This is a genomic window from Frankia sp. CeRuru1 (assembly GCF_977966315.1).
Window position 1 is genome coordinate 1 of the sequence record NZ_CDWWEW010000110.1, and the last position, 11268, is coordinate 11268.

Consider the following 11268-nt stretch of genomic DNA (forward strand, 5'->3'; position numbering starts at 1 on the left):
GTGGTGAACAGGTCGACGAGGACGTCGAGGGTGCTGCGGCCCCAGGTGGTGGCGGTCGGCAGGTAGGAGTGGACGACGGCGAAGTCGGCGAGGCCGGTCAGGGTGCGCCAGGCGCCGCCGGAGGTGTTCTGCTGGACCTTGACGGGCCTGGCGGCCTCCTCGGCCAGGTTGTTCGTGAACGGCACGGCGAGGTCGACGACGAAGCGCAGGATCATGTCCTCGTGGCGGCGCATCCGTCCGATCAGGGTGCGGGCGGCGCGGGCCAGGGGGCTGCGCCGGCCGGCGTTGTCGGCCTCGCCGCGGGCGAGGCCGAGGTAGTGGTTGCGGATCCGGGCGACGGTCTCGGGGTCGAGGGCCGCCTGGCCGGCCTGGTGGGCGGCGCGGGCGGCCTGGTGGGCGTCGAGCAGGGTGGTGGCCATCGCGTCGGCGGCCGTCGGGGTCGCCGTCGTGGATGGCGCGCAGGTCACGCAGGGTGTGGGCACCGCACCAGGCGTGCAGCGCGCCGGTCAGGTGGGTGTAGCCGGCGTAGCCGTCGCGCATCAGGACACCGGTGAAGGCGGGCCAGACGCCGCCGGCGTCGATCGTCGCGGCGGTGCGGTCCCCGGTGTGCATCACGGTGAGGTACTCGGTGCAGGCGACGTGCACGTAGCGCAGCCCACCCGCGGCGCGGGCGGTCGTCTCGTCGGCGTGCGCGACCGGCGCGGCGGCGATCAGCGCCCGCACGTGCGGCAGGAACGTGGTCTCGAGCAGGCGGGCGGCCCGGCCCCGCACCGAGGCGACCCAGCCGACGGAGACGGCGGCGCCGAGCAGGGTAGCCAGGACCGCGCCGGCCCGGCGGACCGGCAGGTGGTGCGCGCACACCAGCCACGCCGCCCGCCCGAGCAGCCGCGGGCCCCAGACGAGTCGGCCGGTCAGTGGCACCGGCGGCTGCCCGGGGGTCGTCGCCGCGCAGCACGGGCAGGTCCGCGCCACGACCCGGTACTCGGTCACGGGCGGCCGGGGCGGGGCCGGCGGGGTGTCGAACACCTGGTGGCGCCTCGTGGCGAACACCGGCGCCCCGGCCAGCGAGCCGCCACAGCCCCCGCAGGACGGCGGGTCGATCGTGAACGTCTCGTCCGGGTCGTCGACCATCATCCGGGTCTGGCCGGGCGCACCGCGCTGCTTGCCCCTCGGCCGGCCCGACGACGTCCGCGCCGGCGCCTTCGTGTACGGGTCGTCCGACGACGGGGGCCGCGACGAGTTCGAACTGTCCCTGCCCGCCTGACACTCCAGCTCGGCAACCCGCCCGGCCAGCTGCTCGATCAGTTCGGTGGCCGCCGCGAGCTGCTCAGCCATCCCCGCGATCTGCCTGCCCTGGGCCGCGATCGTGGCGTCCCGGTCCGCGAGCAGGCGCACGAGCTCCTCGTACGTCGGCCGGCCACCAGACTCCACACCCGCGACGCCAGCGGATCACCACCCACCGCCAGGCGATCACACGAACGATCACCACACAAGATCCGGAAGACACCCGCCCAACCGAGCTGAACAGCGACCGCTTTCAGCCGTTGGCGGTCAGTGGCCTGTCGCCCATGCACTACGTCCTCGACGTCGCCGGCGCCGCCGTTCTGGCGCACGAGGACGGTCTGGACCCGAAGAAGATCGGCTACCAGCATGACCGGGCTATGGGGATCGCCCATTCGTTGCACCTGGCGCATCGGGTGGCGGTCAACGGGATGTCCACCCGGCTGGTTCACCACGCCCGCCAGCCCGAGGCCGCGGGCCGGCTGGTGGCCTGGTGGTCGGAGGAACGCTGCGCCCGCTCGTTCGGGGACATCGTGCGGCCCGACGCCTATGGCCGGTGGGCGCAGGGCCGCGCCCAGGTCGAGTGGTTCCTCGAGCTGGACTTCGGTACCGAAGCGCTCCGGCGCCTCACCTACAAGATCGACGCCTACGATCGGCTCGCGAAGGCGACCCGTAGCCACACGCCGGTCCTGATCTGGACGACGACCCTGCGCCGCGAAGCCCGCCTCCGCGAGGTCCTCGCGGAGGCGCTGCGCAACCTGGACGACCCAGTACGGGTGCCGGTCGCGACGACGGCCGCGGACCTCGCCGAACCCGACCAGCACCTCGACGCCACCCTGACCCGCTGGCTGCCCCTGACCCGGGCCGGTACCGGTCGCCTCAGCCTGGGCCAGCTGGTCAGCCTCTGGCCTAACTCCGCCAAGCCCTTGACCGACAGCTCCCCAGCCGACAGTGACCTCGGCCGTCCGAGACGACTCCACCCACCCCAGCCGATGCCACCCGCGGGGCCTGATCACCAGCAGCTCGCGGCCTAACCGCAGCCCCGCATGGCCCCGAGGGGTCCTGCTACCCGGGTACCGCGCCCGGTGGCAGGACCCCTCGGCTTGAACGGGCATGGCTGCCGCGACCGGCGGGTCGGTTGAGGCGGGTCTCCGCCCGCCGGGTGCTGCGGCGAGACCGCCGCCGCGTTGGACCGCGCTGGGCAGGCTGGCCCCGTCGGCGCGGGCGAGGATGCCGGCGACCAGGCCGACGATGATGGAGATCGTCGTGCCGAGGGCGACGACGAGTGCCCGGGTGAGGGCTGGGTTGGCGGTCACGTCTGCTCCAGTTCACACGCCCCGCTCCCCTGGCTGACGAGACGCTGAACGGACGCAGCGTGAAACAACCCTGCTCGATCCCCGGGGTTGCCGCAGCCCGATGGCCCATAGGCGCGTGCTGTGGCTTCGGCCCGGAGCGGCCAGGGGAGGACGCGCCGGACATGGGAAGCCCGAGTTCGGTGACTGGCAATATTGGCAGCCGCCGCGGCGATCAGTCTACCGGCTCCGGTCCGGCACGGGGTGGGCGCCGTGGCCCGCGATCATGACTGTCCTCAGTCAGGTGGCATGGATGATCGCCAGCGACTTGTGCGGCTCGTGTCGTTTGTGGCGTGGGCCGGTGAGCCCGGTTCGAACATGTGCGGCCTGCGGTTCGCCAGCACCGAGGACGAGCAGCCATGGGGCCTGTCCTGGCGCGGCGTGGGCCGTGGGTCTCGAACGGGGCGAGGTCCTGCCCAAGCCCGAAGGCGATGAGGTCCGGGCCGTGCTGTGGCGGCTGAGGTTCTGGTTCACGGTGGCGGTACAGGACGCTCGGCAAGTTCCGCTCGGAGATACCCCGGACGGCGAGGTGTCGGGCGCGACACAACATGTGGGTTATTTGCAGTCGTGTGATTCTTATATGTAGCGTGTGCCGCGCACTGGTTCGGCCGCCCTGCCCTGGGCCGGTCGTCGTAAGAGGGAACCCGGTGGGAGTCCGGGGCTGCCCCGCAGCGGTGAGTGGGAACGACCGCCGTCAGGAGCACTGGGCGCTATGGCGCCTGGGAAGCGACGGTCAGTAGGTTCACCGGCGTCACGACGCGCCGGTGGGTGCCCGCGAGTCCGAAGACCTGCCAGCGTGCCGCGCGCGACATGCGCGTGGCGGTCCGACGGCCCCGAGGGAGGGCCGGGATCGCCGTGCCGGGCTTGGACCGGGCACGGGCAGCTCGCCGGTCGCCAGAGGGCCTCGGCGTGGCGGGTGGTGATCGTTCGGCCACCGAGCCACGCGCCGTCGCCGTCGGTCGTCGATGCCCGGGTCCGTCGCCATTCGGGCCGGCGCGCCTACCTCCTCCTTGCTCGCCGTCGGTGCCAGCCGTCCGACGACCTGTGCGAGGAGTGCCGTTGACCGTCACCGAACCTTCCCCCGTTGTCCCGCGGGCCGCCGGTATGTCCGGGTCTGGTGGCCGCACGATGCGCGTCCGTCATCGTGACGGCGCGTTGGAGCCCGTGGACGTGACGAGGATCGTCGCCGCGGTCGCGCGGTGGGCGGACGACCTGGATCAGGTGGATCCGTTGCGGGTCGCGACCCGGACGATTGGCGGGCTCTACGACGGCGCGACGACCGAGGAGCTCGACCGGTTGTCGGTGCAGACCGCCGCCGATCTGATCGGTGAGGAGCCGCAGTACTCCCGGCTGGCCGCCCGGCTGCTGGTCGCGCTGATCGCCGACGAGGTCGCCGGTCAGGGGATCGGCTCGTTCAGCTCGGGCATCGCGCGGGGCCACGAGCTGGGTCTGATCGGGGCGGGCACGGCCGAGTTCGTCGCCCGGCACGCTGGCGAGCTCGACGCGCTCGTCGACCCGGCTGGCGACCTCGGGTTCGAGTTCTTCGGGATGCGGACGGTGCACGACCGCTACCTGCTGCGCCATCCGCGCACCCGGCTGGTGGTGGAGACGCCGCAGCACTGGCTGCTGCGGGTCGCCTGCGGGCTGGCGCACGACGTCGCCGAGGCGGCGGAGCTGTACCGGCTGATGGCGTCGCTGGCCTACCTGCCGAGTTCGCCAACGTTGTTCAACTCCGGGACGGCGCACTCGCAGATGTCGAGCTGCTACCTGGTCGACTCGCCGCGCGACGAGCTGGAGTCGATCTACGAGCGGTACGGCCAGGTCGCCCGGCTGTCGAAGTTCGCCGGCGGCATCGGCATCGGTTTCTCCCGGGTGCGCTCGCGGGGCGCGCTGATCCGCGGCACGAACGGCCGGTCGAACGGCATCGTGCCTTTCCTGCGGACCCTCGACGCCTCGGTCGCGGCGGTCAACCAGGGTGGGCGGCGCAAGGGCGCGGCCTGTGTGTACCTGGAGACGTGGCATCCCGACATCGAGGAGTTCCTCGAGCTGCGGGACAACACCGGTGAGGACGCCCGGCGCACCCACAACCTGAATCTGGCGCACTGGATCCCGGACGAGTTCATGCGCCGGGTGCAGGCCGACGGGGTGTGGTCGCTGATGGATCCGGACGCGGTGCCGGAGCTGCCCGACCTGTGGGGTGAGGAGTTCGACCTGGCCTACCGGGCCGCCGAGGCCGCCGGCCGCTATGTCCGCCAGCTGCCCGCCCGTGATCTGTACGCGCGGATGATGCGGACGCTGGCGCAGACCGGCAACGGCTGGATGACGTTCAAGGACGCCGCGAACCGGACCGGCAACCAGACCGCCGAGCTGGGCAACGTCATCCACCTGTCGAACCTGTGCACCGAGATCCTCGAAGTCTCCAGCGATGACGAGATCGCGGTGTGCAACCTCGGCTCGGTCAACCTCGCCCGCCACCTCCTGCCCGCAGACCCGGCCGCCGACGCGGACGGCGACGGGGATCCAGCGGCGCGGGTTGATTGGGCGGCGCTGCGCGCGACCGTGCGCACGGCGGTGACCTTCCTCGACCGGGTGATCGACATCAACTACTACCCGACACCCGAGGCCGCGGCGAGCAACCCCCGGTGGCGGCCGGTCGGCCTCGGCGTGATGGGCCTTCAGGATGTGTTCTTTGCGCTGCGGCTGCCGTTCGACTCCCCGGCCGCCTGTGAGCTGTCGACCCGACTTGCCGAGGAGATCGCGCTCACCGCGCTGGAGCGGTCCACTGAGCTCGCCCGCGCGCACGGCCCGCACCCCGCGTTCGCGCAGACCCGGGCCGCCCGCGGGGTGCTGCATCCGGACCACTTCGACGTGACGCCGGCGCAGGTGGAGCGGTGGGCGGCGCTGCGGGCGGCGGTCGCCGCGCACGGCCTGCGTAACTGCCTGCTGGTCGCGATCGCGCCGACCGCGACGATCGCGTCGATCGTCGGCTGCTACGAGTGCATCGAGCCGCAGGTGTCCAACGTGTTCAAGCGCGAGACGCTGTCCGGCGAGTTCCTCCAGGTCAACGGCTATCTCGTCGACGAGCTCAAGTCCCGCGGCCTGTGGACGGCGCAGGTACGGGAGCGGATCAAGGCCGCCGATGGGTCCGTCCAGACGATCGACGACCTGCCAGCCGAGGTCCGCGCGCTGTTTCGCACCGCGTGGGAGCTGCCGCAGCGTGCGCTGATCGACCTGGCGGCGGCCCGGATGCCGTTTGTCGACCAGAGCCAGTCGCTGAACTTGTTCATGGCCGACCCGAGCATCGGCCGGCTGTCCTCGATGTACGCCTACGCCTGGTCAAGCGGGCTGAAGACGACCTACTACCTGCGGTCGCGGCCCGCGACCCGCATCCAGCAGGCCACCGTGCCGGCCGGCGCGGGCCGGCACGCGTCCGCGCCCACCGACTCGGGGTCGACCGCGCGCCCACCCTCGGGACCGGCGCAACCCGCGCCGACGACCGATGCCGAGGCGCTGGCCTGCTCTCTGGAGAACCCCGAGACCTGCGAGGCGTGCCAGTGACGACGACTGTCCCGCCCCAGCAGGTTCCCGCGCAGTCCGGCTCAGCGGTGGACGGGCCGCGACACCGGTCGCTGCTGCTCGACCCGGGCATGAGCCTCACCCTGCGGCCCATGCGCTACCCGGAGTTCTACGACCGCTACCGGGCGGCGATCCGCAACACCTGGACCGTGGAGGAGGTTGACCTGCACACCGACCTCGCCGACCTGCACCGTCTCAGGTCGGCCGAGCGGCATCTGGTCAACCGCCTCGTCGCGTTCTTCGCGACCGGCGACACGATCGTCGCCAACAACCTCGTGCTCAACCTCTACCGGCACCTGAACGCCCCGGAGGCGCGGCTCTACCTGTCCCGCCAACTGTTCGAGGAGGCCGTGCACGTCCAGTTCTACCTGACCCTGCTCGACACCTACCTGCCCGATCCGGACGAGCGGGCCCGCGCGTTCGCCGCCATCGAGAACATCCCGTCGATCCGCGCCAAGGCAGCGTTCTGCTTCCGCTGGATCGACTCCCTCGGCCGCCTCGACCGGCTGCGCACCCGCGCCGACCGGCGGGCCTTCCTGCTCAACCTGATCTGCTTCGCCACCTGCATCGAAGGGCTGTTCTTCTACGGCGCCTTCGCCTACGTCTACTTCCTGCGCTCCCGCGGCCTGCTGCACGGGCTCGCCTCCGGCACCAACTGGGTGTTCCGCGACGAGTCCATGCACATGGGGTTCGCCCTCGACGTGATCCGCACCGTCCGCGCCGAGGAACCCGACCTCGTCGACGCCGACTTCGAGGCCGCGGTGCGGGACATGCTCGCCGAGGCGGTCGACGCTGAAACCGTGTTCGCCGAGGACCTCCTGACCGGTGGGGTCGCCGGGATGACCGTCGCTGACATGCGCACCTACCTGGAGTACGTCGCCGACCGCCGGCTCGGTCAGCTCGGGTTCGCGCCCATGTTCGGGTCGGCCAACCCGTTCTCGTTCCTCGACCTGCAGGACGTGCAGGAGCTGTCGAACTTCTTCGAACGCCGGGTGTCGTCCTACCAGGTCGCCGTGGAGGGTTCGGTCTCCTTCGACGAGGACTTCTGACCGGTCCCGACGGTTTTCGGGAGGCTCGGGTTCCGCGCCCGGGCCTCCCGGCCATTCGACGCCGGCGTGACGGGACCGGTGAGGCGGCCTTGTCGGCGATGTGGGCCGCGCGTAGCCTGAACCGGCCGTGGTGTTCGGGAAGCCGGTGTGACGCCGGCGCGGCCCTCGCCACTGTGTTCGGGAGTCTCCGGCCGTATCCGCGTCCGCGCGGAGGTCACTGGGCTGCTTGTCGGCCTGGGAAGGCCGGTCCGGAGACGCTGTACCCGTCAGCCAGGAGACCGGCCACGGCACCGAGTGACGCTTCCACGAGGTGCTGGAGGACGATCAGCGTGAGCATGCCCGCCTGCCGGCCGGCCACCCCTGGCCGGCCCGTGTACGGCCGCGCCCAGCGTCGACCGGTCAAGGCCGCGCCCGTCCACCGCCCGTCCACGACGGTGAGAACAGGTGCCGACCATGACAGACACTGAGCTGCGCGCCGAGGTGACGACCGTGCCCAGGCAGCGGAGGTCCCCCCTTGCGGCCCGCCCCGCGACGATGAGCGAGTTCCTGTCGACCGGAACGACCTCCTACTCGTTCGAGTTCTTCCCGCCGAAGACGCCCGACGGTGAGCGGGCGCTGTGGACCGCGCTACGCGAGATCGAGGCGCTGCGGCCATCGTTCGTGTCCGTCACCTACGGCGCCGGCGGGTCGACCCGCGAGGGCACGATGCGCATCTGCGAACGGATCGCCACCGAGACGTCACTGACGCCGATCGTGCATCTCACCGCGGTCAACCACGCCCGGGCGGAGCTGCGCCGGATCGTCGGCACGGTCGCCGGTACCGGCGTCCGCAACATCCTGGCGCTGCGCGGCGACCCGCCGGGCGACCCGCTCGGCGAGTGGGTACGCCATCCCAACGGCTTCGAGCACGCGGACGAGCTGGTCACCTTCGTCCGCGGGCTCGGGAACTTCTGCGTCGGCGTCGCGGCGTTCCCGGACAAGCACCCACGCGCCGCCGACCTCGACAGCGACGCCCGCGCCCTGGCCGGCAAGTTCCGCGCCGGGGCCAGCTACGCCATCACCCAGTTCTTCTTCGACGCCGACGCCTACCTCCGGCTGGTCGAGCGGGTCGGCCGGCTGGGCTGCGACGCGCCGATCGTGCCCGGGGTGATGCCGGTGACGAACGTCGCGCAGATCACCCGGATGGCCCAGCTGTCCGGCGCCGCTTTCCCGCCAGCGCTGGCCCGCCGCCTGGAGGCGGTCGCCGACGACCCGGCGGCCGTGCGCCCGGCCTGCACTTCATCACCCTCAACCGCTCCTCGGCGACCCGGGAGGTCTACCGCAACCTCGTCGGCTCAGCTCCCCAGCCGGCGGGCTGAGCGCGACGGCTGTCACGACGAGGCGGGACCAGTCGAGCCGGGTCGCCGGCCAACGCCGGAGACCCGGCGCGAGACGGCGAGCCGGCTGCCAGATCAGGGCTGGATGACGAGCAGGAGCTCGCCGACTTCGACGGAGTCGCCGGTACTGCGGGCGAGTTCGGTGATGGTTCCGGCGGTGGGGCTGGTGACGGCGGCTTCCATCTTCATGGCCTCGACGACGGCCAGCTTGGCGCCCTTCTCGATGGTGTCGCCGACCTTGACCGCGAAGGTGACGATGCCGGGGAGGCTCGCGCCGATATGGCCGGAGTTGGTGGGGTCGGCGCGGCGGGCGGTGGCGGACGCCGAGCTGATGGACTCGTCGCGGACCCGGACGGGGCGGGGCTGGCCGTTGACCCGCAGGTAGAGGGTGCGGATACCGGCGCGGTCGGGATCGCTGATGGTTTCGAGCTCGACGATGATCTCGGCGCCGGGTTCGAGGAAGACGCTGACCGGCTCGCCGGGCAGCAGGCCGTAGAGGAAGGCCTCCGTGGGAATGACCGAGCTGTCGCCGTACTGCTCGACGGCCTTCTCGTAGTCGCGCCACGGGCCGGGGAACAGCAGCCGCGACAGGGTGGCGCGCCGGGCGTCGCCGGCGAGGTAGCCGAGCACACTGGCCGGCAGGTCGTACTTCTCCGGCTCGGTCCGTAGCGTGGCGGGGTCGATGTTCCCGGAGGCGATGAACAGCGCGAGGTCGCCGACGACCTTGCTGGTCGGCGTCACCTTGATTGGCTTGCCGAGCAGCTCGTTGGCGATCGCGTAGCACTCGGTGACCTCGGACCAGCGGTCGCCGAGCCCGAGCGCGATGGCCTGCTGGCGCAGGTTCGTCAGCTGGCCGCCCGGAATCTCGTGCCGGTAGACGGCGCCGGTCGGCGCCCGCAGGCCCGCCTCGAACGGGGCGTACAGGTCGCGGACCGCCTCCCAGTAGGCCTCCAGCGCGGACAGCGCCGCGAGCGGGATGCCGGTTGCGCGGTCGGTGTGGTCGGTCGCGGCGACGAGCGCGGACATGTTCGGCTGGCTCGTGCCGCCGGACATGGGGGCCGCGGCGGCGTCCACCGCGTCGACGCCTGCGTTCGCGGCGGCGAGCAGGGTCGCGAGCTGGCCGCCGGCCGTGTCGTGGGTGTGCAGGTGCACCGGGGTGTCGAAGCGCTCCCGCAGTGCCGTGACCAGCCGCGTCGCCGCCGGCGGGCGCAGCAGCCCGGCCATGTCCTTGATCGCCAGCACGTGTGAGCCGGCCTCGACGAGCCGCTCCGCGAGGCGCGGGTAGTAGTCGAGGGTGTAGATCCGCTCGGCGGGGTCGGTGAGGTCGCCCGTGTAGCAGAGCGTGCCCTCCGCGATCGCGTCCGTCTCGCCCGTGACCGCCTGGAGGGCGGGGCGCATCTGCTCGATGTCGTTGAGGGCGTCGAAGATCCGGAACAGGTCGATCCCGGTGCTCGCCGCCGCGACGACGAACGCGCGCACCACGTCGTCCGGGTAGGGCGTGTAGCCGACCGCGTTGCGGCCACGCAGCGGCATCTGCAGGCACAGGTTCGGCGCCGCTTCCCGCGGCGCGGCGAGCCGCTCCCACGGGTCCTCGGCCAGGAACCGCAGGGCCACGTCGTAGGTCGCGCCGCCCCAGCACTCGAGGCTGAGCAGGTTCGGCGTGAGCCGGGCGAACGCGGGCGCGGCGGCCAGGATGTCGAAGCTGCGCAGCCGGGTCGCCAGCAGCGACTGGTGGGCGTCGCGCAGCGTCGTGTCCGTGACCGCCAGCGCGGTCTGGGCACGCAGCCGGGCCGCCCATCCGGCCGGGCCGGCCTCGGCGAGCAGCTGGCGGGAGCCGGCCACCGGCGCGCCGGCGGCGTCCAGCGGCGGCAGCATCCGGCGCGGGTCGGTGAACGCCACCCCGGCCGGGCGCCGGTGGCCGTTGACGGTGACATGGGCGAGCCGGGCCAGGAACTCGATGTTCGTCCGCACGCCGCGGACCCGGAACTCCCGCAGCGCCCGGCGGGCCCGCCGGGACGCCTTCTCCAGGGTCGCGCCCCGGCACGTCAGCTTCACCAGCAGCGAGTCGAAGTACGGGCTGACCTCGGCACCGGCGTAGGTCGCCCCGTCCAGGCGCACCCCCGGCCCGCCCGGCGACTGGTAGTACGAGATCGTCCCGGTGTCCGGCCGGAAGTCCGACGCCGGGTCCTCCGTCGTCACTCGGCACTGGATCGCCACCCCACGGATGGAGATGCTCTCCCGGCTCAGGTTCAGGTCGGCCAGTGTCTCCCCGGCGGCGATCCGCAACTGCGCGCCCACCAGGTCCACCCCGGTGACCTCCTCGGTCACCGTGTGCTCCACCTGGATACGAGGGTTCATCTCCATGAACGTGAACCGGCCATCCGCGCCGACCAGGAACTCGACCGTGCCCGCGTTCACATAGCCGACGTGGCGGGCGAAGCTCACCGCCGCCGCGCACAGCCCATCGCGTACCGCCGGGTCCAGCGCCGGCGCCGGCGCGATCTCCACGACCTTCTGGTGCCGCCGCTGCACCGAACAGTCCCGCTCGAACAGGTGCACGACGTCGCCCTCGCCGTCGGCGAGCACCTGCACTTCAATGTGCCGCGGCCCCTGGACCGCCTGTTCCAGGAACAC

At 72.2% G+C, this 11268-nt stretch carries 4 protein-coding genes, 2 pseudogenes and 2 riboswitches; of the genes and pseudogenes, 4 read left to right on the forward strand and 2 right to left on the reverse strand.

The genetic code is table 11. The features are described from left to right. Positions 1 to 1395, reverse strand: a pseudogene (gene tnpC, locus AC08OP_RS10485) (IS66 family transposase); the annotation flags it as partial. A 149-nt stretch (positions 1396 to 1544) separates the two neighbouring features. Between tnpC and AC08OP_RS10490 the strand changes: the two are divergent. The 4 genes and pseudogenes from AC08OP_RS10490 to AC08OP_RS10505 all read left to right on the forward strand — a co-directional run bounded on the left by AC08OP_RS10490 (position 1545) and on the right by AC08OP_RS10505 (position 8616). Beyond that, on the forward strand, positions 1545 to 2315 hold the full coding sequence (locus tag AC08OP_RS10490) for a replication-relaxation family protein (protein WP_476614014.1): 771 nt from the start codon (positions 1545 to 1547) through the stop codon (positions 2313 to 2315). A 901-nt stretch (positions 2316 to 3216) separates the two neighbouring features. Then, positions 3217 to 3443: riboswitch (cobalamin riboswitch) on the forward strand. A gap of 318 nt (positions 3444 to 3761) precedes the next feature. Beyond that, on the forward strand, positions 3762 to 6191 hold the full coding sequence (locus AC08OP_RS10495; RefSeq protein WP_476614015.1) for a ribonucleoside-diphosphate reductase subunit alpha: 2430 nt from the start codon (positions 3762 to 3764) through the stop codon (positions 6189 to 6191). Then, positions 6188 to 7258 carry a ribonucleotide-diphosphate reductase subunit beta gene (locus tag AC08OP_RS10500; RefSeq protein ID WP_476614016.1) on the forward strand — a complete coding sequence of 357 codons (1071 nt, stop codon included), beginning with the start codon at positions 6188 to 6190 and terminating at the stop codon, positions 7256 to 7258. The genes AC08OP_RS10495 and AC08OP_RS10500 overlap by 4 nt, the downstream gene beginning before the upstream one ends. A gap of 111 nt (positions 7259 to 7369) precedes the next feature. After that, positions 7370 to 7559: riboswitch (cobalamin riboswitch) on the forward strand. A 233-nt stretch (positions 7560 to 7792) separates the two neighbouring features. Then, positions 7793 to 8616: pseudogene (locus tag AC08OP_RS10505) on the forward strand (methylenetetrahydrofolate reductase). A gap of 93 nt (positions 8617 to 8709) precedes the next feature. Here AC08OP_RS10505 and AC08OP_RS10510 read toward each other — a convergent pair. Next, positions 8710 to 11268: ATP-binding protein (locus AC08OP_RS10510; protein WP_476614017.1), on the reverse strand; the 2559-nt coding region annotated here is incomplete at its 5' end.